Source organism: Streptomyces sp. NPDC054849 (assembly GCF_053610945.1).
The window spans coordinates 16,676-40,268 of the sequence record NZ_JBSGZI010000019.1; the positions used below are offsets into that span (position 1 = coordinate 16,676).

At 72.1% G+C, this 23,593-nt stretch carries 17 protein-coding genes and 1 pseudogene; 10 read left to right on the plus strand and 8 right to left on the minus strand.

From position 1 onward, the window contains the following. Window positions 1–61: 61 nt before the first annotated feature. The 4 genes from ACWGIF_RS11510 to ACWGIF_RS11525 are packed head-to-tail and all read right to left on the minus strand — an operon-like array spanning window position 62 to window position 5,900. Window positions 62–1,222: an acyl-CoA dehydrogenase family protein gene (locus ACWGIF_RS11510; protein ID WP_453494589.1), complete on the minus strand. Its 1,161-nt coding sequence runs from the start codon at window positions 1,220–1,222 to the stop codon at window positions 62–64. Between the two features lie 7 nt (window positions 1,223–1,229). After that, a complete protein-coding gene (locus ACWGIF_RS11515; RefSeq protein ID WP_453494592.1) occupies window positions 1,230–2,165 on the minus strand; it encodes a hydroxymethylglutaryl-CoA lyase in 936 nt (311 codons plus the stop codon). After that, complete coding sequence (locus ACWGIF_RS11520; RefSeq protein ID WP_453494595.1) at window positions 2,162–4,267, minus strand: acetyl-CoA carboxylase biotin carboxylase subunit; 2,106 nt, start codon at window positions 4,265–4,267, stop codon at window positions 2,162–2,164. The genes ACWGIF_RS11515 and ACWGIF_RS11520 overlap by 4 nt, the downstream gene beginning before the upstream one ends. A 16-nt stretch (window positions 4,268–4,283) precedes the next feature. After that, entirely contained in the window at window positions 4,284–5,900 is a 1,617-nt protein-coding gene (locus ACWGIF_RS11525) for a carboxyl transferase domain-containing protein (protein ID WP_453494598.1), read from the minus strand. A 112-nt stretch (window positions 5,901–6,012) separates the two neighbouring features. Between ACWGIF_RS11525 and ACWGIF_RS11530 the strand changes: the two genes are divergently transcribed. Beyond that, complete coding sequence (locus ACWGIF_RS11530; protein WP_453494601.1) at window positions 6,013–6,591, plus strand: SACE_7040 family transcriptional regulator; 579 nt, start codon at window positions 6,013–6,015, stop codon at window positions 6,589–6,591. Between the two features lie 64 nt (window positions 6,592–6,655). Beyond that, a complete protein-coding gene (locus ACWGIF_RS11535) occupies window positions 6,656–7,474 on the plus strand; it encodes a phosphatase (protein WP_453494604.1) in 819 nt (272 codons plus the stop codon). Between the two features lie 182 nt (window positions 7,475–7,656). On the opposite strand, the gene ACWGIF_RS11540 is transcribed toward ACWGIF_RS11535, so the two are convergent. After that, window positions 7,657–8,535, minus strand: coding sequence for an acyl-CoA thioesterase (locus ACWGIF_RS11540; RefSeq protein WP_453494607.1), 879 nt, complete (start codon window positions 8,533–8,535; stop codon window positions 7,657–7,659). A 26-nt stretch (window positions 8,536–8,561) separates the two neighbouring features. Next, window positions 8,562–9,719, minus strand: a complete 1,158-nt coding sequence (locus ACWGIF_RS11545; protein ID WP_384223232.1) for an acyl-CoA dehydrogenase family protein — start codon at window positions 9,717–9,719, stop codon at window positions 8,562–8,564. A 241-nt stretch (window positions 9,720–9,960) separates the two neighbouring features. On the opposite strand from ACWGIF_RS11545, the gene ACWGIF_RS11550 reads away from it, so the two are divergent. Continuing rightward, window positions 9,961–10,821 carry a hypothetical protein gene (locus ACWGIF_RS11550; protein ID WP_453494611.1) on the plus strand — a complete coding sequence of 287 codons (861 nt, stop codon included), beginning with the start codon at window positions 9,961–9,963 and terminating at the stop codon, window positions 10,819–10,821. A gap of 137 nt (window positions 10,822–10,958) precedes the next feature. On the opposite strand, the gene ACWGIF_RS11555 is transcribed toward ACWGIF_RS11550, so the two are convergent. Beyond that, complete coding sequence (locus ACWGIF_RS11555; RefSeq protein ID WP_453494614.1) at window positions 10,959–12,683, minus strand: PucR family transcriptional regulator; 1,725 nt, start codon at window positions 12,681–12,683, stop codon at window positions 10,959–10,961. A 116-nt stretch (window positions 12,684–12,799) separates the two neighbouring features. Between ACWGIF_RS11555 and speB the strand changes: the two genes are divergently transcribed. The 5 genes from speB (at window position 12,800) to ACWGIF_RS11580 (ending at window position 18,783) form a co-directional block, all read left to right on the plus strand. Further along, entirely contained in the window at window positions 12,800–13,762 is a 963-nt protein-coding gene (gene speB / locus ACWGIF_RS11560) for an agmatinase (RefSeq protein WP_453494617.1), read from the plus strand. Window positions 13,763–13,789: 27 nt separating this feature from the next. Next, the gene (locus ACWGIF_RS11565) at window positions 13,790–15,475 is read left to right on the plus strand and encodes a thiamine pyrophosphate-binding protein (protein WP_453494620.1); all 1,686 of its coding nucleotides are present in this window, start codon (window positions 13,790–13,792) and stop codon (window positions 15,473–15,475) included. A 125-nt stretch (window positions 15,476–15,600) separates the two neighbouring features. Beyond that, window positions 15,601–15,975, plus strand: a complete 375-nt coding sequence (locus ACWGIF_RS11570; protein ID WP_453494623.1) for a hypothetical protein — start codon at window positions 15,601–15,603, stop codon at window positions 15,973–15,975. 5 nt (window positions 15,976–15,980) lie between these two features. Further along, complete coding sequence (locus ACWGIF_RS11575) at window positions 15,981–18,131, plus strand: hypothetical protein (protein WP_453494626.1); 2,151 nt, start codon at window positions 15,981–15,983, stop codon at window positions 18,129–18,131. Continuing rightward, complete coding sequence (locus tag ACWGIF_RS11580) at window positions 18,112–18,783, plus strand: hypothetical protein (RefSeq protein ID WP_453494629.1); 672 nt, start codon at window positions 18,112–18,114, stop codon at window positions 18,781–18,783. The genes ACWGIF_RS11575 and ACWGIF_RS11580 overlap by 20 nt, the downstream gene beginning before the upstream one ends. Here ACWGIF_RS11580 and ACWGIF_RS11585 read toward each other — a convergent pair. After that, window positions 18,773–19,075: an ATP-binding protein gene (locus ACWGIF_RS11585; RefSeq protein WP_453494631.1), complete on the minus strand. Its 303-nt coding sequence runs from the start codon at window positions 19,073–19,075 to the stop codon at window positions 18,773–18,775. The genes ACWGIF_RS11580 and ACWGIF_RS11585 overlap by 11 nt on opposite strands. Here ACWGIF_RS11585 and ACWGIF_RS11590 point away from each other — a divergent pair. Together ACWGIF_RS11590 and ACWGIF_RS11595 are read left to right on the plus strand one after the other, a co-directional pair. Next, a pseudogene (locus ACWGIF_RS11590) lies at window positions 19,068–19,637 on the plus strand (GntR family transcriptional regulator); the annotation flags it as partial. The gene ACWGIF_RS11585 and the pseudogene ACWGIF_RS11590 sit on opposite strands and share 8 nt — an antisense overlap. Before the next feature lie 103 nt (window positions 19,638–19,740). After that, complete coding sequence (locus tag ACWGIF_RS11595) at window positions 19,741–23,568, plus strand: ABC transporter ATP-binding protein (protein ID WP_453494634.1); 3,828 nt, start codon at window positions 19,741–19,743, stop codon at window positions 23,566–23,568. Window positions 23,569–23,593: the final 25 nt, after the last annotated feature.

Below are 23,593 nucleotides of genomic sequence, written 5' to 3' on the forward strand. Positions count from 1 at the left end.
AAGGGGGCCCTAAGTTTTTTTAGGGCCCCTCTCGTCGCCCGCCTTCGGACGCGCCGTGCGACTAGGCGGAGAAGCCCAGTTCACGCGCGATGAGCATGCGCTGGACCTCGCTCGTGCCCTCGCCGATCTCCAGGATCTTGGAGTCCCGCCACATACGAGCCACCGGGTACTCGTTCATGAACCCGTAGCCGCCGTGGATCTGGGTCGCCTCGCGGGCGTTGTCGACGGCGACCGTCGAGGAGTACAGCTTGGCGATCGCCGCCTCCTTCTTGAAGGACTCCCCGCGCACCAGCCGGGAGGCCGCGTCGCGCCAGCCGATGCGGGCCATGTGGGCGCGCATCTCCATGTCGGCCAGCTTGAACTGGATGGCCTGGTTGTCGCCGATCGCCTTGCCGAAGGCGTGCCGCTCCCGGGCGTACTTCACCGACTCGTCCACACAGCCCTGCGCGAGACCGGTCGCGAGCGCGGAGATCGCGATCCGGCCCTCGTCGAGGATCCGCAGGAACTGGGCGTAGCCGCGGCCCTCCTGGCCCACCAGGTTGGCCAGGGGGACCCGGACGCCGTCGAAGGACAGCTCACGGGTGTCCGAGGCGTTCCAGCCCACCTTGGAGTAGGGCGCGGCCACCGTGAAGCCCGGGGTGCCCGACGGGACGATGATCGAGGAGATCTCCGGGCGGCCGTCCGCCTTGCGGCCCGTCACGGCGGTGACCGTGACCAGACCGGTGATGTCCGTACCGGAGTTGGTGATGAAGCACTTCGAGCCGTTGATGACCCACTCGTCGCCTTCGCGGACCGCCGTGGTGCGGGTGCCGCCGGCGTCCGAGCCGGCGCCCGGCTCGGTCAGGCCGAACGCGCCGAGGATCTCGCCGGAGCACATCTTCGGCAGCCACTGCTGCTTCTGCTCCTCGGAGCCGAAGAGGTAGAGGGGCATGGCGCCCAGGGAGACCCCGGCCTCCAGGGTGATGGCCACCGAGGAGTCGACGCGGGCCAGCTCCTCCAGGGCGATGCCGAGGGCGAGGTAGTCGCCGCCCATCCCGCCGTACTCCTCGGGGAAGGGCAGGCCGAACAGGCCCATGCGGCCCATCTCGGCGACGATCTCGTACGGGAACTCGTGCCGCTCGTACAGGTCGCCGATCTTCGGGGCGACGACGTCGTGCGCGAACGCCTCGACGGTACGGCGGAGTTCCTCGTGCTCAGGGGTGAGCCGGTGGTCGAGGGACATGGTGTGACTACTCCTTGTGGGAGAGGGCGCGGACGGTGCGGGAGGGGCTGGGTCGCCCCAGCTGTTCGGCCATCCACACGCTCGTGGCGGTGAGGGCGGCCAGATCGACCCCGGTCTCGATGCCGAGGCCGTCGAGCATCCACACCAGGTCCTCGGTCGCGAGGTTGCCGGTGGCGCTCTTCGCGTACGGGCATCCGCCGAGGCCGCCTGCGGAGGCGTCGACGGTGGTCACGCCGTGCCGGAGCGCGGCGAGGGTGTTGGACAGGGCCTGGCCGTAGGTGTCGTGGAAGTGCACGCCGATGCGGTCCGTCGCCACACCGGCCTCGTTCAGCGCGGCGAGCAGGGCCTGGACGTGGCCCGGGGTGGCGACGCCGATCGTGTCGCCGAGGCTCAGCTCGTCGCACCCCAGGTCGAGCAGGGACGTGGCGACCCGTACGACCTGGTCGACCGGGACGGCTCCCTCCCAGGGGTCGCCGAAGCACATCGACAGATAGCCGCGCACGTGCGCCTCTTCCCGCTTGGCGCGGGCCACGACGGGCTCGAACATGGCGAGGGACTCGGCGACCGTGCGGTTGAGATTGCGGGAGGCGAAGGTCTCGGTGGCCGAGCCGAAGACGGCGATCCGGGTGGCCCCGAGGGCGAGCGCACGGTCCAGACCGCGCTCGTTGGGGACGAGGACGGGCAGGGCGACCCCGCCGAGGTCCGCGAGCCGGGGGAAGAGCGCCTCGGCGTCGGCCAGCTGCGGAACCCACTTCGGGTGCACGAAGCTGGTGGCCTCGACGGTGGTGAGCCCGGCGCCGGCCAGGCGGTGGATGAACTCCGCCTTGACCTCGGTGGGGACGGTGCCCTGCTCGTTCTGCAGCCCGTCGCGGGCACCGACCTCGTGGATCCGGACCCGCGCCGGGAGGCCGGGGGCCGGGACGGTCATGGGCAGGCCGTTCATGCGCTCTCCTCGTCCGGGGTGACGACGGCCAGGACCTGGTCCATCGCGACCGTGGTGCCGGGGGTCACGTCGAGTTCGGTGACCGTGCCGGCGTGCGGGGCGGAGATGACGTGCTCCATCTTCATGGCCTCGACGACGAGCAGGCTCTGCCCGGCAGCCACGCTGTCGCCGACGGCCACCTTGACGACGGTGACGGTGCCGGGCATGGGGGCGGCGAGGGTGTCGGCGCCGGTCCTTCCACCGCCGCTGAGGTTCGCGGCGACAGGGTCGTACGCCTGTACGTGCCAGCTGTCCGCGTCGCGGCCGAGCCAAATCCCCTCCGGGGAGGTGGCGTGGCTGAAGGTGTGGGTGACGCCGTCCAGTTCGACCGTGACGTGGTCGGGGGTGCGGGCCACGATCCGGCCGCGGGCCGGTACGCCGGGGCTCTGCCCCGGACCCCGCGCCTCAAGCGCCGGCGAGGCTGGATCTGCCCCGGCCGAGTCGGAGAAGAGCAGCTCGGAATCCGCGCCCGAGTGGCGGGTGCGGACCTCTACGGGGTCCTGGCCCGGAAGGCGGAAGTGGTGGGCCGTCCAGGCGGGCGTGCCGCCCAGACGCCAGCCGTTGGCGGCGTCGAACGGGTCGACCCATCCGTCCGGCCTGGCCGCCACTCCCAGCCCCGCCGGCGTGTGAGGCGCGGGTCCGGGCAGAGCCCGGGCACCCTGCGCCAGCAGGGCCGCCGTCGCGTACACCTCGTCCGGGACGCCCTCCGGCAGGAGTTCGGCGAGGTCACGCTCCACCAGGCCCGTGTCCAGGTCGCCCGACACCACGTCCGGATGCGCGAGCAGTCGCCGCAGGAAGCCGGCGTTGGTCTGCACCCCCAGGATCACGGTGTCGGCCAGCGCCGCCCGCAGCATCCGCAGCGCCGCCGCCCGGTCCGGGCCGTGCACGATGACCTTGGACAGCATCGGGTCGTACGTCGAGCCCACCGGCACGCCCGCCGTCAGCCCGGAGTCCGTGCGGACGCCACCGCCCGAGGGCTCGGACAGGGCCAGGACGGTGCCGCCGGAGGGCAGGAAGCCCCGCGCCGGGTCCTCCGCGCAGACGCGGGCCTCGATCGCGTGCCCGGTCAGCGTCACCTCGGACTGGTCGAAACCCAGCGGTTCGCCGGCCGCCACCCGGAGCTGCAGCTCCACCAGGTCCAGGCCCGTGATCAGCTCCGTCACGGGGTGCTCGACCTGGAGGCGGGTGTTCATCTCCATGAAGTAGTAGGAGGAGGGGTCCACGCCCGGGACGATGAACTCCACCGTGCCCGCGCCGACGTACCCGCAGGAGCGGGCCGCGTCGACCGCCGCCGCGCCCATCGCCGCCCGCGTCTTGTCGTCGAGGAGGACCGACGGCGCCTCCTCGATCACCTTCTGGTGGCGACGCTGCAGCGAGCACTCGCGCTCGCCGAGGTGCACCACGTTCCCGTGGGCGTCCGCCAGCACCTGGATCTCGATGTGCCGCGGCCGGTCCACCCACCGCTCGACCAGCAGCGTGTCGTCGCCGAAGGACGAGCGCGCCTCACGGCGGGCCGCCGCGATCTCCTCGGCCAGCACCGCCTCGTCGCGCACCAGGCGCATGCCCTTGCCGCCGCCGCCCGCCGAGGGCTTCAGCAGGACCGGCATGCCGATCTCCGCCGCTGCGGCGACCAGTTCGGCGTCCGAGAGGCCGCTGCCCGAGGAGCCCGGCACGACGGGCACGCCCGCCGCCTTCACCGTCTCCTTCGCGCGGATCTTGTCGCCCATCAGGGAGATCGCGCTCGCCGGGGGCCCGATGAAGGCCAGACCGGCGTCCGCGCAGGCCTGGGCGAAGGCCGCGTTCTCGGCGAGGAAGCCGTAGCCGGGGTGGACGGCTTCGGCGCCGGTGCGCCGCGCGGCGTCGAGCAGGCGCTCCACCGACAGGTAGCTCTCGGCGGCCGCCGCCGGGCCGATCCGGACGGCCGTGTCGGCCTCCCGTACGTGGCGCGCGTCCGCGTCCGCGTCGCTGAAGACGGCCACGGAGCGGATGCCGAGCTGTCGCAGGGTGCGGATGACGCGGACCGCGATCTCGCCCCGGTTGGCGACCAGAACAGTGCTGAACATCGAAGAGGTCCTCACGTCACATACGGAAGATGCCGAAGCCCGAGTCGCCCAGGGGGGCGTTCGCGCACGCGGTCAGGGCCAGTCCCAGCACCTGCCGGGTTTCCATCGGGTCGATGACCCCGTCGTCCCACAGCCGCGCGGTGGCGTAGTAGGCGTTGCCCTGCTCCTCGTACTGCGCGCGGACCGGGTCCTTGAAGGCCTCCTCGTCCTCGGCCGGCCACTCCTGGCCCGCGCCCTCGATCTGGTCGCGCTTGACCGTGGCCAGGACGGACGCGGCCTGCTCGCCGCCCATCACGGAGATCTTGGCGTTGGGCCACATCCACAGGAACCGGGGCGAGTACGCGCGCCCGCACATCGAGTAGTTGCCCGCGCCGTACGAGCCGCCGACCACCACCGTCAGCTTCGGCACCCGGGCGCAGGCCACGGCTGTGACCATCTTCGCGCCGTGTTTGGCGATGCCGCCCGCCTCGTAGTCGCGGCCGACCATGAAGCCCGAGATGTTCTGGAGGAAGAGGAGCGGGATGCCGCGCTGGTCGCACAGCTCGATGAAGTGCGCGCCCTTCTGGGCGGATTCGGCGAACAGGATGCCGTTGTTGGCGATGATCCCGACCGGGTGTCCGTGGATCCGGGCGAAGCCGGTGACCAGCGTCTGGCCGAACTCGGACTTGAACTCCTGGAAGCGGGACCCGTCCACGATCCGCGCGATGATCTCGCGGGCGTCGTAGGGGGTGCGCGAGTCGACGGGGACCGCGCCGTACAGCCCGGACGGGTCCACCTTCGGCTCTTCCGGCGCCTCCACCGACCAGGGCAGAGCCCCGCGGTCCGGAAGGGTGGCCACGATGTTCCGTACGATCCGCAGCGCGTGCGCGTCGTCCTCCGCGAGGTGGTCGGTCACGCCGGAGACGCGGGAGTGGACCTCGCCGCCGCCGAGCTCCTCGGCCGTGACCACCTCGCCGGTGGCCGCCTTCACCAGCGGCGGGCCGCCGAGGAAGATCGTGCCCTGGTTGCGGACGATGACGGCCTCGTCGCTCATGGCCGGGACGTACGCCCCGCCCGCCGTGCAGGAGCCGAGGACGGCGGCGATCTGCGGGATGCCGGCGCCGGACATGCGCGCCTGGTTGTAGAAGATGCGGCCGAAGTGCTCCCGGTCGGGGAAGACCTCGTCCTGCATGGGGAGGAAGGCGCCGCCCGAATCGACCAGGTAGAGGCAGGGGAGACGGTTCTCCAAAGCCACCTCCTGGGCGCGGAGGTGCTTCTTGACGGTCATCGGGTAGTACGTGCCGCCCTTGACGGTGGCGTCGTTCGCGACGATGACGCATTCGCGGCCGCTGACCCGGCCGATGCCCGCGATGACCCCGGCCGCGGGGGCCGCGCCCCCGTACATGCCCTCGGCGGCCAGCGGGGCCAGCTCCAGGAAGGGGGATCCGGGGTCGAGGAGGGTGTCCACGCGGTCGCGCGGAAGGAGCTTCCCGCGGGCGGTGTGGCGGGCGCGGGCCTTCTCGCCGCCGCCGAGCCGGGCCGCGTCGAGCCGGGCCCGGAGGCCCTCGGTCAGCTCGCGGTGGGCGGCCTCGTTGGTCCGCCAGGCCTCGGACGCCGGGTCCGCGGCGCTCGTCAGCACTGGTGCCTGCTGCATCGGTCGAGCTCCCTTGCTCGTTCCACTTGCTCGGTGCACGCTGTTAATGAGCGTTAACGTGTGTGGGGCTTAGGTTAACGACCGCTAACGGCCCTGTCTAGAATGGTTTCCCATGAGCACCAGAGCGGCCGCCCCCACCCGTCGCGAGCAGATCCTCAGTGAGGCCGCTCGTCTCTTCGCCGCGCGCGGCTTCCACGGCGTCGGCGTCGACGAGATAGGGGCCGCCGTGGGCATCAGCGGCCCCGGCCTGTACCGGCACTTCGCGGGCAAGGACGCCATGCTGGCCGAACTGCTCGTGGGTATCAGTGAACGACTGCTGACCGGTGGCCGCCACCGGGTGGCGCAGGCGGCGGGCGACCCGGCCCGGGTCCTGTCCTCCCTCATCGACGGGCACATCGACTTCGCGCTCGACGACCGGGCGCTGATCACCCTGCACGACCGGGAGCTCGACCGGCTGCGTGATGCCGACCGCAAGCTCGTGCGGCAGCTGCAGCGCCAGTACGTGGAGCTGTGGGTGGAGGTCGTACGGGAGCTGCACCCGGAGGTGGTCGAGGCGGAGGTACGGGTCTCCGTGCACGCGGTCTTCGGCCTGCTGAACTCCACCCCGCACCTGGCGGCCCTCGGGCGCGAAGCGGTGGAGTCGCTGCTGAGGCGGCTCGCGCACGGGGCGTTCGGGGCGCTGTCGGCCTGACCCCGGGCGTCCGCTGATCGGAATGAACCCGCCGCCGGGGCCCCGGCGGCGGCAGAATGGCCGTATGCCGAAGCCGATAGAGACGCCCGACCAGTCCGTTGGAACGCCGAGCCGCGCAGAACTCATCGACCATCTGGTCCGCACGCGGATCGCGGGGCAGGTCGCCACTCCGCGCGAGAACAACCTCAGCCACTACCGCAAGCTCGCCAACGGCGACCGGCACTACTGGTTCGGCCTGGAGCTGGGGGAGCGCTGGACGGACGAGCAGGACGTGCTCGCGGTGATGGCGGAGCGGTGCGGGGTCGTGGACGACCCGGCCTTCCGGTTCGGCCAGGACACCATCGACCCGGAGCTGACCGTGGCCGGCCTGGACCGGCTCGCGGCGCGGCTGCACAAGGCGGCGCTGGACCGGCAGAGCGTGCTGTTCGCCACCGGGCACCCGGGCGGGCTGCTGGACGTCCACCGGGCGACGGCCGCGGCCCTGCGCGCGGCGGGCTGCGAGATCGTGGTGATCCCGGGCGGGCTGACCGCCGACGAGGGCTCGGTGTGGCAGTTCGCTGACGTCGCGGTGCTGGAGCGGGGCGCGACCCTGTGGCACACCCACTCACCGGAGCCGATGGCCGCGATCCTGGACGGCCTGATGGCCGAGAACCGCCCGCAGCCGGACCTGGTCGTCGCCGACCACGGCTGGGCGGGCTGCGCGGCGCAGCGCGGCCTGGACGCGGTGGGCTACGCCGACTGCAACGACCCGGCCCTCTTCCTCGCCGAGGCCGAGGGCACCCTCCAGGTGACGGTCCCCCTGGACGACCACGTCCGCGACCCGCGGTACTACGACCCGCTGGTGGCGTACTTGCTGGACGCGGCGGGCCTGCTGGGCGCGTAGGGCGGTGGGCAGCGAGAAGCCCCGGCCGGGATTCCCGGCCGGGGCTCCTTTGCGTCATCCCTCGGAAAGCGAGTGATGTCGACGGGCGCTGCCCGCTTCGTCAGTCCTGCGGCCCGGTGGAGAGCACGTGGCGAACGCCGTCCGGGTCCTGTCGCAGAGGTGGCCGGGGTCCGGCGGAGCCGTCAGGGGCGCGGGACGCGGACGACGCCCTCCTGGATGACCGTCACGGCCAGCTTGCCGTCCTGCGTCCAGATGCGGGCCTGGCCGAGGCCCCGGCCGGCGGCCGCCGAGGGCGACTCCTGGTCGTACAGCAGCCACTCGTCCGCGCGGAACGGCCGGTGGAACCACATGGCGTGGTCCAGCGAGGCGCCGACCACGTCGCCCACCGCCCAGCCTCCCCGCCCGTGCGCGAGCAGGACCGAGTCCAGCAGGGTCATGTCGGAGACGTAGGTGGCCAGGCAGGTGTGCAGCAGCGGATCGGCGCTGTCCAGCTTGCCGGCCGTACGGAACCACACCTGCGAGCGCGGCTCGACCGGTTCGCCGATGCTGCCCCAGGGCGGGGTCGTGGCGTACCGCAGGTCCACCGCCTCCCGGGTCTCGATCAGCCGCTCCACCGTGCCGGGGTCCCGGAAGATGTCCCGGTACGCGGGCAGCGACTCGGCCGCGGTCGGCAGGGTCTCCGGGTCGGGGGCCGACGGCATGGCGACCTGGTGGTCGAGGCCGTCCTCGTACACCTGGAACGACGCGGAGAGGTGGAAGATCGGCTGCCCGTGCTGGACGGCGACGACCCGGCGCGTGGTGAAGGAGCGCCCGTCGCGGATCCGGTCCACCGAGTACACGATGGGCGCGCCGGTGTCCCCGGTGCGCAGGAAGTACGAGTGCAGCGAGTGCGCGGTGCGGTCCGCGGGGACGGTCCGCCCGGCCGCGACGAGGGCCTGGGCCGCGACCTGGCCGCCGAAGACACGCGGTACCAGCGAAGGCCGGCTGGTACCGCGGAAGATGTTCTCCTCGATCTGCTCGAGGTCGAGCAGATCGAGGAGAGTGGTCAGTGCCTCGTTCATGGGGGAAGGGTAGGTGCCCGAATTCCCTACAGGCCCATGGACTTCGCGATGATGGACTTCATGACCTCGCTGGTGCCGCCGTAGATGCGGTTCACGCGGTTGTCGGCGTACAGACGGGCGATCGGGTACTCGTTCATGTAGCCGTAGCCGCCGTGCAGCTGGAGGCACTTGTCGATGACGCGGTGCGCGACCTCGGTGCAGAAGAGCTTCGCGGAGGCGGCCTCGGCGGCGGTGAGCTCACCGGCGTCCAGGGCCTCCAGGGCGCGGTCGGCGACGGCCTCGGCGGCGTCCACCTCGGCCTGGCAGGCGGCCAGTTCGAACTTGGTGTTCTGGAAGTGCGCGACCGGCTTGCCGAAGACGGTGCGCTCCGTCACGTACTGCTGGGCGAACCGGATGGCGGCCTTGGCCTGCGCGTACGCGCCGAAGGCGATGCCCCAGCGCTCGGAGGGCAGGTTGGCGCCGAGGTAGTAGAAGCCCTTGTTCTCCTCGCCGAGCAGGTCCTCGACCGGCACCTTCACGTCGACGAACGCCAGCTCGGCGGTGTCGGAGGTGCGCAGGCCGAGCTTGTCCAGCTTGCGGCCGATGGAGTAGCCCTCGGACTTGGTGTCCACGGCGAACAGGGAGATGCCGAAGCGGCGGTCCTCCGCGCTCGGGGCGGAGGTGCGGGCGCAGACGATCACGCGGTCGGCGTGCACGCCACCCGTGATGAAGGTCTTGGCGCCGTTGAGGACGTAGTGGGTGCCGTCCTCGGAGAGCTTGGCGGTGGTCTTCATGCCCGCGACGTCGGAGCCGGTGCCCGGCTCGGTCATCGCCAGGGCCCACATCTCCTCACCGGAGACGAACTTGGGGAGGTAACGCTTCTTCTGCTCGTCGTCGGCGAGCATCTTGATGTAGGGGAGGGCGAGCAGCACGTGCACGCCGGAGCCGCCGAAGTTCACGCCCGCGCGGGAGGTCTCTTCGTAGAGGACGGCCTCGAACTTGTGGGTGTCCAGGCCGGCGCCGCCGAACTCCTCGGGGACGTTGATCCCGAAGACGCCGAGCTCGCCGAGCTTGTAGTAGAAGTCGCGCGGCGCCTGGCCGGCCTGGAACCACTCGTCGTAGACGGGGACGACCTCGGCCTCGATGAAGGCGCGGATGGTCTCGCGGAACGCCTCGTGGTCCTCGTTGAACACCGTACGGCGCACGGCCGGCTCCCTTCGTCGCGGCGGTCCGCCGCCCTGATCTAAGCGCTTGCTCAGATTAAGTTACCGACGGGTTGCCCCGCCTGTCCAGACTCGGTCGTACACGCGTGCGTCACACCGCCGCCGAGGGGGCGGCTGGCCGGATACCCCCTTCTGCCGCCCGGGCCGTGTGGGTTGACTCGACTGGCCGGTCTCACCCGGCTCTTCTCCCGGCGCTTTTCTCCCGATAGGACAGGAATCCCACATGCTCAGGAGGCTGTTCAGCCTTGCCGTGGCGACGGCGGTGGCCCTTGCGATCGGCGCGGGCACGGTCCACGCCGAGGCGCAGGAGTCCCCGCAGGCGAAGCGGGTCCACAACGCGATGCAGATCGTCTTCAGCGCCTCCACCCCGGACAGCTTCTGCACCATCGGGGCCGTCGGCGGCGACGCCTACGGGCGGAAGATCGCCATCTCGGCCGGGCACTGCATCTCGGCCCCCGACCACGCCGACCGCGAGATCCGCGAGGACGTCATCCCCGTCTTCCACCGGCAGGACATCGGTTTCGGGCCGATCGGACACGTCCGGTACTTCAAGGACCCCGAGGGGTCAATGACGGGCCACCTCAGCAAGGACTACATGGTCATCGAGCTGGTCGCGGGCGTCACGCCGTCCTCGCAGGGACCGCACCTGAAGCAGACCGGGGTGCTGGAAGTGCCCGGCGGGACGCCCAGCCCCCACGCCCTCAGCCCCGCGCCGGACCGGGAGCGGCTGCTCGGCGCGGCCTGGTTCCACAACAACGAGCTGGTCGTGTCCGGCCAGCTGGGTGTCTGGTACGGCCGGATCACCAACAACGACCGGGGTGTCTACCAGGCGCACCCCCAGCACAAGGCCGGCGACTCCGGTGGGCCCGCCATCTGGCACGTGCCGGGGACGGCGTACCCCTCCGAGGCCAACGGGTTCACCGCCGAGGGGCCCTGGGCGGGCATCACCAAGGGGATGATCATCTCGTATCCCTGGTACGTGTACACCAGCTCTGCCAACATCGTGGCCGACCTGCGGGCCCGCGACGCCGCCGACCCCGCCGACGTCTTCGGCGCCGGCTTCCAGGTGACCGCCAACCCGTGACGCGGCGGGTGGACCGTGATGCGGCGCGCGGGCCGTGAACCGGGCGGGCCGTGAGACTGCGGGCGGAGCCGTGAGACCGCGGGCGGAGCCGTGAGACCGCGGGACGGCATGATCCGAACGGCACGCCCGCCCGCGCCCTACCGCTCCTCGGCTCCCGGAAGCCGGCGCAGGGCGAACCACAGCTCCATCCGGGTGTCCGGGTCGTCCAGGTCACGCCCGAGCAAGGCCGCCGTCCGGGCGATGCGCTGACGGACGGTGTTGCGGTGCACGGCCAGGGCGGCGGCCGTGCGGTCCCAGCTGCCGTGGTGGGCGAGCCACGCCCGCAGCGTCTCCCGGTGGGCCGCCCCCAGCGGCGCCAGCAGCGCCTCGGCGTGGGCGAGGGCCTCAGCCGGGTCGAGGAGGGAGTCGAGGCCGCCGCCGGTGTGGCGCACCAGCGGGATGCGGGCGGCCTCGGCGCGGTCCAGGGCGCGCTGCGCCTGGGCGGCGGCCGTCTCCAGCCCGCCCGGCGCGGCCGGCGCGCTCACCCCGAGGGTCCAGCCGGGCTGCGGGGCGGGCTCCCGGTCCGTGAGCAGGCGTACGCCGTCCCCGCGCGCGTCCAGCAGTACGGTGCCCAGCGCGGCCGCCAAGGCCTGCGGCTCACCGGAACCGCGGGCGCGGACGACGTGCCAGGGGCCGGGCGCGAGGGCGTCGGCCGGGTTCTTGTCCAGCAGCAGCCGGGTGAGGGCGGCCGCCTCCGTCCCGGCCGGGCGGCTCGCCGTGAGCAGGGTCAGCAGCACGGCGGCGACGGAGGCGATGGTGTGGTCGCCCGGGGCCCGGGACACGGTGGCGAGGGCCAGCACCCGGCCGCCGCCCACGGCGTAGGCGGCCAGGTGCGTCCCGGCCAGGGTGTCGGTCGCGGTCGTCGCGGAGCCGGGGGCCACCCGCTGCGCGAGCGCGACGAGGGCGGTACGGACCTCCGGCCCGGCCTCGGCCCCGGCGGCGGCGGCCCACGCCGGGCGGAATCCGCCACCGGCCGACGTGCCGGCACCCGTGCCCGCGCCTGTGGCTCGGCCCGCGCCTGCGGCTCGGCCCTCGCCCGTGCCCGCGCCCGTGCCCGTGCCCTCGCCCGTGCCCGCGCCCGCGCCCGTGCCCGTGCCCGCGCCCGTGCCCGTGCCCGTGCCCGCGCCCGCGCCCGGGCCTGTGGCCGTGCCTGTGCCCGCGCCCGTGCCCGGGCGCGGGGCTGTGCCCGCGCCGGTGCCCGTGCCCCCGCCCGTGCTCGCGCCTGCGCCTGCGGCCGTGCTTGCCCCCGTCCTCGCATCCGGTGCCAGCAGACCCGCCCAGCCGCCCAGGGCCGCCGCGAGGCGCGACAGCACCGCGGGGACCGGGTCGGGGCGGGCGGCCGCGGCCGCGAGGGACTGCTGGGTCTCGGTCACCCGGCGCAGCTCGCGGGTACGGGCCTGCGCCATCAGCCGCCAGACGGCCCGGCCCACGGCTGTGAACGGCGTCGCAGGCGGCACCTCGACCAGCGGCAGCCCGTGGCGGGTGCAGGCGTCGATCAGGGCCTGCGGCACGCTCGCGTGCACCGGGGTGACCCCGAAGCCGACGGCGGCGGCTCCGGCCCGGACGAGCCGCTCGACGTACAGTCCGGCATCCGTCACGCCGTCCGGGGGCCAGCCGCCCGGGGCTGTCTCCGCCCCGGCGAGGCCCACCCCCGCCGTGAGCAGCAGCTCCCCGCCCAGCAGGTACGGGGAGGGATCCGCCATCTCCGAGGCGTGCACCCCGTGCACCTCGGCCTCGGCGGGCCCGGCCAGGCGGCGCAGACCCAGCTCGCCGTCGGCGAGCAGGCGGCCGAGGGCGACAGGCGGGGTGGGCGGGGCCTCCATGGATACTCCGTACACATCGGGGAGACGTAGTGGATGAAACGTACACTTCGCGCCCCACGGGTGGCGGCTTACGCTCGAAGGACCGCACTTGTAGGACCTTCAGAAGGGCACCCCCCATGAGCATGCAGCCGCGCGGACCCGTCGACTCCTCCCGCATTCCGCGCTACGCGGGCCCGGCGACCTTCGCCCGGCTGCCCCGCCTCGACGAGGTCGGCTCCGCCGACGTCGCCGTGGTCGGCGTGCCCTTCGACTCCGGCGTCTCCTACCGCCCGGGCGCCCGCTTCGGCGGCAACGCGATCCGTGAGGCCTCGCGCCTCCTGCGCCCCTACAACCCGGCGCAGGACGCCTCCCCCTTCGCCCTCGCGCAGGTCGCCGACGCCGGCGACATCGCCGTGAACCCCTTCAACATCAACGAGGCCGTCGAGACGGTCGAGGCCGCCGCCGACGAGCTGCTCGGCGCGGGCTCCCGCCTGATGACCCTGGGCGGCGACCACACGATCGCCCTCCCGCTGCTGCGCTCCGTCGCCAAGAAGCACGGCCCCGTCGCGCTGCTGCACTTCGACGCGCACCTGGACACCTGGGACACCTACTTCGGCGCCGAGTACACGCACGGCACGCCCTTCCGCCGCGCGGTGGAGGAGGGCATCCTCGACACCGAGGCGCTGTCGCACGTCGGCACCCGCGGCCCGCTGTACGGCAAGCAGGACCTGGACGACGACGCCAAGATGGGCTTCGGCATCGTCACCTCGGCGGACGTCTACCGGCGAGGCGCCGACGAGGTCGCCGACCAGCTGCGCCAGCGCATCGGCGACCGCCCGCTCTACATCTCGATCGACATCGACGTGCTGGACCCGGCGCACGCGCCCGGCACCGGCACCCCCGAGGCGGGCGGCATGACCTCCCGCGAGCTCCTGGAGATCATCCGCGGGCTGTCCTCCTGCAACCTGGTTTCCGCCGACGTGGTCGAGGTGGCCCCGGCGTACGATCACGCGGAGATCACCTCGGTCGCCGCCTCGCACACCGCGTACGAGCTGACCACGATCATGAGCCGACAGATCGCTGCGGCGAAGGCGAAGTAAGAAGTGACGAAGGGCGAGTAAGCGCACGTGACGCACGACCACGACCTGGTACTCCGTCCCACCGAGGCCCAGACGGCCGCCGCCCTGGCCGCGCCGCCGGGGCGCACGGGCGGGGACCTGGTCGTGGAGACGCTGCGCTCGCTGGGCGCCACCACCGTCTTCGGGCTGCCGGGGCAGCACGCCCTCGGCCTCTTCGACGCGGTGGGGCGCTCCGACCTGCGGCTGATCACCCTGCGCGTGGAGAACAACGCCGGCTTCGCGGCGGACGCGTACGGCCGCGTCACAGGTGAGGCGGCGCCGCTCCTGCTGTCCACCGGCCCCGGCGCCCTGACGGCCCTGCCGGCCCTCGCGGAGGCGGCGGCGGCCTCCGCCCCGGTCCTCGCCCTCTCCTCCCAGGTCCCCGTCGCGGGCCTGGGCGGCGGCCGGCGCGGCCACCTGCACGAGCTGCGCGACCAGTCCGCGTCCTTCCGGGACGTGGTCAAGTCGGTCCACACGGCCCGTACCGCCTCCCAGATCCCGTCGGTGATCGCCGAGGCCTGGGAGTCGGCGCTGACGGCCCCGCACGGCCCGGTCTGGGTCGAGATCCCCGAGGACGTCCTACGGTCGGAGACGATCCTTCCGCAGGTCACGGGCATGGACGCGACTCCGCACGACCTGGCCCCGCGCCCCGAGCTGACGGCGGTGGCGGCCCACTGGCTCACCCACGCCGCCCGCCCGGTGATCATCGCGGGCGGCGGAGTCGTCCGCTCGGACGCGGCCGGCAAGCTCAAGCAGCTCGCGGAGCGCCTGAACGCCCCAGTGGTCACCACCTTCGGCGGCAAGGGCGCCTTCCCGTGGACCCACCCGCTCTCCCTCCAGTCCTGGCTCGAGGACCGCCACATGACGGACTTCCTGGAGGACGCGGACGTCCTGCTGGTCGTCGGCTCGGGCCTCGGGGAGCTGTCCTCGAACTACCACACCTTTTTCCCGGCCGGCCGGATCGTCCAGATCGAGGCGGACCTCGGCAAGCTGGAGTCCAACCACCCGGCGCTGGGCATCCACGCGGACGCCCGCCTCGCCCTCCAGGCCCTGCTGGAGACGGTGTCCGAGCGCGAGGACCCGTCCGCCCCGGAGCGCGTGCGCAGGGTGCTCGCGGACATCGCCGCCCGCCTCCAGGCCCAGGACCTGGCTCTTGAGCAGGACCTTCTCGCCTCGGTCCGCAAGGCGCTGCCGCCGCGCTCCCCGTCCTTCTGGGACATGACGATCCTGTCCTACTGGGCCTGGTCCGCCTTCGACCCGAAGCACCCCAACACCATGCACTCGGCCCAGGGCGCGGGCGGCCTCGGCTACGCCTTCCCGGCGGCCCTCGGCGCGGCCGTCGCGGAACCGGACACCCCGGTGCTCGCGGTCTCCGGCGACGGCGGCGCGATGTACTCGATCGCGGAGCTGGCCACGGCCCGCCAGCACGACCTCGACGTCACCTGGCTGATCGTGGACGACGGCGGCTACGGCATCCTGCGCGAGTACATGACCGACGCCTTCGAGGGCCGCACCACGGGCACGGAACTCACCCGCCCCGACTTCGCCGCCCTGGCGGAAGCCTTCGGCGTCCCGGCGACCACGACCACCCCGGAATCTCTGACGGCCGACCTCAAGAAGGCCTTGGCCACCCCGGGCCCCTCGGTGGTCGTCCTCCCCGCCCGGCTCCGGATGTTCGCCCCGACGCACGTGTAGCGGACGCCCACGGCCTCGCTAGGGTGCTGTGATCAGGTCCGGGTGGCGTCCGAGGGGGAGAAGTGTCGTTCGAGCAAGAGTGGGCCGGGCACAAACATGCCGCGGCCGGGGCCTCGTCGCCGCAGATGCGACTGAATCAGGTACCCGCCGATCAGGGTGGTTCCACGACGCCGGGTTGGCCGGGGGTTCTGGCAACGGCCCCTCCCGAGAAGAAGAAGGCGGCCAACACCATCGAGAACGTCCTGCAGCCAGGCACGACGAAGGCCGCGGACGCGGCCGACGAACCGACGAAGAACGCCGTCAAGGCCTTCAACGGCTGGGAGACGGCAACGGGCCTGACCAAGGCCCACACGCACTGGGACGACCAGGTGAGGCGCCTGATGGCGCGGCTGGCCTCGGAGAAGACGAACCTGCGTGGGGCGTCGAACCTGCTCTCCGGAACCGATCAGCTGACGGGGCAGAGCTTCGCGCCCCTGCAGTCCAGGGTCGAGGGAGTCTAGGGATCATGCCGACCTATCACGAGATCATGAATACGGACCTCTCCGCGCTCACCACGGCCGCCGAGGGATGGAAATCCATGGCGACGCAGTTCAAGTCGCTCGAGGACGTGTACGAGAAGGAAGTCCAGAGCGTTTCCGTCGGCGACCTCTGGCTGGGCAGCAGTTCACAGGCGGCGAGCGTCAACTCCGGCATCACCCGCAAGGAGTTCGACGCGGCCCAGACGGAGGCGCTGGCCATGGAGTCGCTGCTCCGTGACGCCTTCGCCCGGTTCACGGAGCTGAAGGGCCGGGTTACCTCCGCCGTCGCGGACGCCGTCAAGGCCGGTATGAAGGTCTCGGACGCCGGCATAGCGAGCTACGACTTCAGCAAGGCCGACCCTGCCTCCGTGAACGCCATCCGCCACGATCCCGACCTCCCGGAGATCGAGCGGTCCTGGACGAGCCGGATCGCGGACACGGTCAAGGCCGTCACGGAATTCGACGCGGACGTCAAAACGGCCCTGCTGAACGCCTCGGGGGCGGACGGCACCTCGATGTTCGGCTTCAACTCCAAGCCCGTCAACGACGTCGAGGCCGTGGAGGCGCTCGCGCTCAGCTCCAAGATCCGTTCAGGCGACGCCTCGCCGGAGGAGCTGAAGCACTACAACGACCTCCTCAAGCAGAACTCCGGGGACAAGCACTTCAGCGAGGCGTACCTGCACGCGCTGGGCCCCAAGGAGACCCTGCTGCTGGCGGACCAGATGAACCTGGCGTCCAACGACCGCGGTGTGTCGGCGGGGGACAAGAAGCTCTACGAGTCGATCGGCTCCGGCCTCGCGGGGACGATCGCCTCGGGCACCAAGGACCCGGAGAGCTACGCCTACAAGCCCTTCGTCTCCGGCCTCAAGGAGCTGGGCGACGACAACCTCGCCAAGGGCGCGCGGCCGATGCACGGGTACACGGCCCTCGTGACCCTCATGGAGAACGGCGACGGCTACGGCAAGCAGTTCCTCAACGACATCGGCAACGGCATCATCGAGACCGAGAAGTCGAAGCCGTACGTCTTCAACCACGCCTTCGACGCGGCCCGCCCCAACCTGGTCCCCGACCCGCTGGACAGCCTCCTCGGCATCATGGCCAAGGACCCCGCCTCGGCCGAGTTCTTCCTCGACCCCGCCGCGCCCGGCAACAAGAACGACCACCTGGACTACATGCTCACCGACCGAGAGTGGCCGAAGGAGTGGCTCTCGGGCGGCGTCGGCAACATGGACCTCGTCAACCCGAACAAGGCGGAAGGCCTCGGCGCGGCCATCCAGGCGGCGGCCACGGGCCACGTGGACGGCGAGAAGCTGGGCGCACCCGGCCCCCACACCGAGGGCCAGGCCCGGGTCATGCACCACGCGATCCGTTTCCTTGACGACGAGATGGGCGGCGACGAGTTCCCGAAGGACCTGGAGAACATCCGCCAGCCGATGGCGAAGGCGCTGGTCGACTACGTGGAGGACACCCACGAGATCCTCGGCGGCAAGAACTCCGACCTGGGCTACGTCGATGGCAAGGACTCCATCCACGGGTCGGGCGACGAGGCCAAGATCGCGGTCGGGCAGGGCAGCCTGATCCGCGTGATGCGCGGAATCGCGGACGACGGCCCGGCCTACGCGCTGATGGTCGAGGCGGAGCGGGCGTACGCGGCGGAGCAGCTCGCGACCGCCGCCGAGTTCAAAGCCGACTCCCCGCACGCGGTCAGTGCTGACTGGGACAACACCGCGCACGACATCGGGGTGGCAGCCGGCGCCCTCAACGGCATCGGTGCCGACGTCTACAAGGACAAGGAAGACGACCAGGTCAAGTGGGCGGAGGGCACCGCTGAATACTCGGCTGCCGCCGGAAACGCGCTCATCGGCGAGATCCCGGTCGTGGGCACGCTAGGCGGCTCGATCATCGACGTGGCCAAGTACGACTGGGTCGAGGGAGTCAAGGACGCGGCCGAGGAACAGAGTAAGAAGGAGTCCAGTACCAATTACGCGGCTGGTGTGCAGGGAACCAACGAGCTGTTCGAAGCATGGAGAGAGCAGCGGCAGATCGATGGTGACCCGGCGGCCGTACATGCCCAGAACGAAGCGATCAACTCCTACTCGACCGGACGGGAGGCCGCCCGTGCGCACCTTCGGCCCTGACGTGCTCAAAGCTCTCGTACGGTCGGCGACCGCGTTCGTCTGTGTGCTGACACTGGCATCGTGCACTTCGGGCGGCTCTGAGGCTGAGGCCGCGAACCCGTGCGGGATCAGTCCGTCGTCGGAGGAGGCGGCGCTTGTGCGCGAGCTCCTCGGCACGGAGGACGTCACGACGAAGTCGTATGGCACCACGAGTCGGTTGGTGGACAAGTTCGAGCGTGCGTTGCCGGTGATCCGGCCGGAGAAGCACATGTTCTATACGAACGCGTGCGGGTACAGCATGAAGGACGAGCATGGTGACGCCCGTGTGACCTTCGTGCCCGGGTGGTTTCTTCGGGCCCATGAAGCGCCTTCTTTCCCCGGCGATGCGTCCTACTCGTTGAACGGTGCGCGCGGCGTAACGAGCGGCACCCGCTCGACGCTGCTCGTCCAGTGCGACATGCCTGGGGAACTCAAGGCGCAGTCGCAGGAAGTGTGGCTCACGGCGGACATCAGGTTCGCCTTCAGCCCGTCCCGGCCGGCTGCGGATCCGGCGGTCCAAGGTCGGCGCATGACCTTCACCTACCTCATGGCCCGCCGCGTCGCCGACGCCCTCGGCTGCGAGAACAAGCCGCTGGCGAAGCCCCCCGTGGTGAAGTCGCTGCCTAGCCCCTGACCTCGGCCCAGAGGGCCTTGCCGATGCCGTGCCGGCGGGGGCAGCAGCCCCACCGCTCGGCCAGGGCCGCCACGATCGCGAGGCCCCGGCCCCGCTCGTCCCACTCCGCCACGACCTGTGGCGTGAGCTTGACGGCGGGGCCGGCGTCGGCGACCTCCACCCGCAGCACGCCCTCGTACCGCGCGAGCCGGACCCCGATGTCCCGCCCTTGCGGTGCGCGCGCGTGCCGCACGGCGTTGGTGACCAGCTCGGAGAGCAGCAGCTCGGCCGTCGCGGCAGGGCCCGCCCGCAAGGGCGCGGGGGTCTTCGTACGCGAATTGCGGGTCGGTATCCGGCGGCGCGGGATCCAGAGGCTGTCCGTCGAGGTCTGGGGCAGCGGTGGGTCCATCTGGGGCGCGGACGGGAAAGGGCACGACCCGGAGGTCGAGCTCCTCGGCGTCGCGGAGGAGGTCGCACCCGGCCCCGTCTCCGCGCTGCTCGGGCTGGCGGCAGACGCGCCCGCCTGCGTGCGCCGCCGGAGGTTCCTGCTCGACGGGAAGCCCGTCATGGTGGCCACCTCCTACCTCGACGCCGCGCTCGTGGCGGGGACGCCCATCGCGGAGCCCGACAGCGGCCCCGGTGGGATCTATGCCCGGCTCGCCGAGCTGGGCGTCGGCCCCGTCCGGTTCCGGGAAGAGGTCCGCTCGCGGATGCCGGGCGCCGACGAGACCGCACGGCTCGGGCTGGCCGCCGGGACGCCTGTCGTGCTGGTCGTCCGTACCGCCTTCGCCGCCGAAGACAAGGTGGTCGAGGTCAACGAGATGGTGCTCGACGCCTCCGCCTACGTCCTGGAGTACTCGTTCGACGCCTCCTAGTGGCGGAGCCCCGCGTAAAGCCGTTCGATTGTTGCGGCGGGATGAAATCCGCCGGTCGGAGCGTTGGGGCTTCGGCAGGACAGGACGAACGGGGAGGCCTGACGTGGCGGCGGCGCAGAAAGCGGCTGGGGAGAAACAGGGCTGGGGCAGGCGGCTGGCCGGCTACACATGGCGGTACCGGCTCAATGTGCTGCTCGCGCTCGGGTCCTCACTGGCCGGCATGGCCGTCATGGCGTTCGTGCCGCTGGTCACCAAGGTGATCATCGACGACGTCATCGGGGACCAGAGCAAGCCCATGGGAGTCTGGGCCGGACTGCTCATAGCCGCCGCCCTGGCCGTGTACGTGCTGACCTACATACGCCGGTACTACGGCGGGCGGCTCGCCCTCGACGTGCAGCACGACCTGCGCACCGACATGTTCGACGCCATCGCCCGCCTGGACGGCCGGCGGCAGGACGAGCTGAACACCGGGCAGGTCGTCGGCCGCGGCACCAGCGACCTCCAGCTGATCCAGGGCCTGCTCTTCATGCTGCCTATGACGATCGGCAACTTCCTCCTCTTCGGGATCTCCCTCGGGGTCATGCTGTGGCTCTCGCCGCTGCTGACCCTCGTCGCCCTGCTGATGGCCCCCGCCCTCTGGTTCATCGCCAAGCGCAGCCGCAAGAAGCTCTTCCCCGCCACCTGGTGGGCCCAGAGCCAGGCCGCCGCCGTCGCGACCGTCGTCGACGGGGCCGTGACCGGCGTCCGCGTCGTCAAGGGCTTCGGCCAGGAGGAGCAGGAGACGGGCAAGCTGCGCGCCGCCGGCCGCAGGCTGTTCGCCGGGCGGATGCGGACCATCCGGCTCAACTCCCGCTACACCCCCGCCCTGCAGGCCGTGCCCGCGCTCGCGCAGGTCGCCATGCTGGCCCTCGGCGGCTGGATGGCCACCGAGGGGCAGGTCACCCTCGGCACCTTCGTGGCCTTCTCCACCTACCTCGCCCAGCTCGTCGGACCCGTCCGCATGCTCGCCATGGTCCTCACCGTCGGGCAGCAGGCCCGCGCAGGCGCGGAGCGGGTGTTCGAGCTCATCGACACCGAGCCCGTGATCGAGGAGGGAACGCACGACCTCTCCGAGGACGCGCCCGCCACCATCGACTTCGAGGACGTCCGCTTCGGTTACGACCCCGAGCGGCCCGTCCTCGACGGGTTCTCACTCTCCGTGCCGGAGGGGCAGACCGTCGCCGTCGTCGGGGCCTCGGGAAGCGGGAAGTCCACCGTCGCGCTCCTGCTGCCGCGGTTCTACGACGCCGACGGCGGCACGGTCCGCGTCGGCGGCCACGACGTCCGCGAGCTGACGTACGCGTCCCTGCGCGGCGCGATCGGGCTCGTCCCCGAGGATTCCTTCCTCTTCTCCGACACCATCCGCGCCAACATCGCCTACGGGCATCCCGGCGCCACCGACGAGCAGATCGAGGCCGCCGCCCGCGCCGCCCAGGCCGACGGGTTCGTCCGGGCCCTGCCCGACGGGTACGACACCAAGGTCGGCGAGCAGGGACTGACCCTCTCCGGCGGCCAGCGCCAGCGCATCGCCCTCGCCCGGGCCGTCCTCACCGACCCGCGGCTGCTGCTCCTCGACGACGCCACCTCCGCCGTGGACGCGCGGGTCGAGCACGAGATCCACGAAGCCCTGCGCGCCGTCATGGCCGGCCGCACCACCCTCCTGATCGCCCACCGCCGCTCCACGCTCGCGCTGGCCGACCGGATCGCCGTACTCGACCGCGGGCGGCTCGCCGACCTCGGGACGCACGAGGAGCTGCAGAGCCGGTCGGCGCTCTACCGCAGGCTGCTGACCGACCCCGACGCGCTCGGCGCGGGCTCACCGCGGACACCGGACGCTCCCGTGATGGCCGAGTTCGAGCGCGAGCTCGACCGTGACCTGGAACGGGACATCGAGCTCGAAGCCGAGATCGACTCCGAGCCCGTCAACGCCAAGCGCAGGGTCGCCGGCGGGGTCACCCCCGAGCTCTGGCGGCGCGAGGAGGAGTCCACCGGTGCGGGCGGAACGCCCGGAGCGGGGCCTTCCGCGGCCGGTGCGGTCGCCGGGGCGCCCGCCACCCCCGAACTGCTCGCGCAGGTGGCCGCGCTGCCGCCCGCCGAGGACCGGCCCGACGTGGACGAGACGCGGGCCGCCGCCGCCGAGGAGAGCTACGGCCTGCGCCGCCTGCTCCGTGGCTTCTGGGCGCCGCTCGCCCTCAGCCTCGGCCTCGTCGCCGTCGACGCGGGCGCCGGACTGCTGCTGCCGATCATGATCCGCAACGGCATCGACGAGGGGGTGGAGCAGGCCGTGCTGGGCGCCGTCTGGCTGGCCGCCGGACTCGCCCTCGCCGTCGTCGTCGCACAGTGGGCCGCGCAGGTCGCCGAGACCCGGATGACGGGCCGTACCGGCGAGCGCGTGCTGTACGCCCTGCGCGTCAAGATCTTCGCCCAGCTCCAGCGCCTCGGACTCGACTTCTACGAGCGCGAGCTGACCGGCAAGATCATGACCCGGATGACCACCGACGTGGACTCGCTGAGCTCGTTCCTCCAGACCGGGCTCGTCACCGCCGTCGTCTCCATCTTCACCTTCTTCGGCATCCTGGCCGCCCTGCTCGTCCTCGACGTGGAACTCGCGCTGATCGTCTTCGCGACCCTCCCCGTTCTGGTCGTCGGCACGATCGTCTTCCGGCGCAGGTCCGTCGCCGCGTACGAGCTCGCCCGCGACCGGGTCAGCCTGGTCAACGCCGACCTCCAAGAGTCCGTCTCGGGCCTGCGCATCGTCCAGGCGTTCCGCCGCGAGGGCTCGGGCGCCGTGCGCTTCGCCGAGCGCAGCGACTCGTACCGCGAGGCCCGGGTCCGCGGTCAGTGGCTGATATCCGTCTACTTCCCGTTCGTGCAGCTGCTGTCCTCGGGCGCCGCGGCCGCCGTGCTGATCGTCGGCGCGGGCCGGGTCGAGGCCGGGACGCTCACCACCGGCGCGCTGGTCGCCTACCTGCTCTACATCGACCTGTTCTTCGCCCCCGTCCAGCAGCTCTCCCAGGTCTTCGACGGCTACCAGCAGGCCACCGTCTCCCTCGGCCGCATCCAGGGGCTGCTGCGCGAGCCCACCACCACCCCGCGGCCGGAGCACCCGCGCGAACTTCCGTCGCTGCGTGGGGAGATCGCCTTCGAGAACGTCCACTTCCGCTACGGAACCGCCGAGGAGCGGGGCGAGAAGGGCGAGGCGCTGGCCGGCATCAGCCTGTGCATACCCGCCGGGCAGACCGTGGCCTTCGTCGGTGAGACCGGAGCCGGAAAGTCGACGCTGGTCAAGATGGTGGCCCGGTTCTACGACCCGACCTCCGGCCGGATCACCGCCGACGGCGTGGACCTGAGGGAGCTCGACCTGACGGCGTACCGCCACCGCCTGGGCGTCGTGCCCCAGGAGTCGTACCTCTTCCCGGGGACCGTCCGTGACGCCATCGCCTACGGGCGGCCCGAGGCGAGCGATGCCGAGGTGGAGGCCGCCGCCCGCGCGGTCGGCGCCCACGACATGATCGCCACCCTCGACGGCGGCTACCTGCACACCGTCGCTGAGCGCGGCCGCAACCTCTCCGCCGGTCAGCGCCAGCTGATCGCGCTGGCCCGCGCCGAACTCGTCGACCCGGACGTGCTGCTGCTCGACGAGGCCACCGCCGCCCTCGACCTGGCCACCGAGGCCCAGGTCAACCGGGCGACGGACCGGCTCGCGGGCAAGCGCACCACCCTGGTGGTGGCGCACCGGCTGACCACGGCCGCGCGCGCCGACCGGGTCGTGGTCATGGATCGCGGCCGGGTCGTGGAGGACGGCACCCACGCCGAACTCCTGGCGCACGGCGGCCGGTACGCCGAGCTGTGGCGCACCTTCGCCGGAGAGGACGAGCGCGCCGCGGCGTAGGGCGACGCCGCGGCGCAGGGCGTGG

Excerpts from the sequence above, each read along its gene's own strand:
- ACWGIF_RS11510 (WP_453494589.1), bottom strand. The coding sequence starts at position 1,222 with ATGTCCCTCGACCACCGGCTCACCCCTGAGCACGAGGAACTCCGCCGT.
- ACWGIF_RS11515 (WP_453494592.1), bottom strand. The coding sequence starts at position 2,165 with ATGAACGGCCTGCCCATGACCGTCCCGGCCCCCGGCCTCCCGGCGCGG.
- ACWGIF_RS11520 (WP_453494595.1), bottom strand. The coding sequence starts at position 4,267 with ATGTTCAGCACTGTTCTGGTCGCCAACCGGGGCGAGATCGCGGTCCGC.
- ACWGIF_RS11525 (WP_453494598.1), bottom strand. The coding sequence starts at position 5,900 with ATGCAGCAGGCACCAGTGCTGACGAGCGCCGCGGACCCGGCGTCCGAG.
- ACWGIF_RS11530 (WP_453494601.1), top strand. The coding sequence starts at position 6,013 with ATGAGCACCAGAGCGGCCGCCCCCACCCGTCGCGAGCAGATCCTCAGT.
- ACWGIF_RS11535 (WP_453494604.1), top strand. The coding sequence starts at position 6,656 with ATGCCGAAGCCGATAGAGACGCCCGACCAGTCCGTTGGAACGCCGAGC.
- ACWGIF_RS11540 (WP_453494607.1), bottom strand. The coding sequence starts at position 8,535 with ATGAACGAGGCACTGACCACTCTCCTCGATCTGCTCGACCTCGAGCAG.
- ACWGIF_RS11550 (WP_453494611.1), top strand. The coding sequence starts at position 9,961 with ATGCTCAGGAGGCTGTTCAGCCTTGCCGTGGCGACGGCGGTGGCCCTT.
- ACWGIF_RS11555 (WP_453494614.1), bottom strand. The coding sequence starts at position 12,683 with ATGGAGGCCCCGCCCACCCCGCCTGTCGCCCTCGGCCGCCTGCTCGCC.
- speB (WP_453494617.1), top strand. The coding sequence starts at position 12,800 with ATGAGCATGCAGCCGCGCGGACCCGTCGACTCCTCCCGCATTCCGCGC.
- ACWGIF_RS11570 (WP_453494623.1), top strand. The coding sequence starts at position 15,601 with ATGCGACTGAATCAGGTACCCGCCGATCAGGGTGGTTCCACGACGCCG.
- ACWGIF_RS11575 (WP_453494626.1), top strand. The coding sequence starts at position 15,981 with ATGCCGACCTATCACGAGATCATGAATACGGACCTCTCCGCGCTCACC.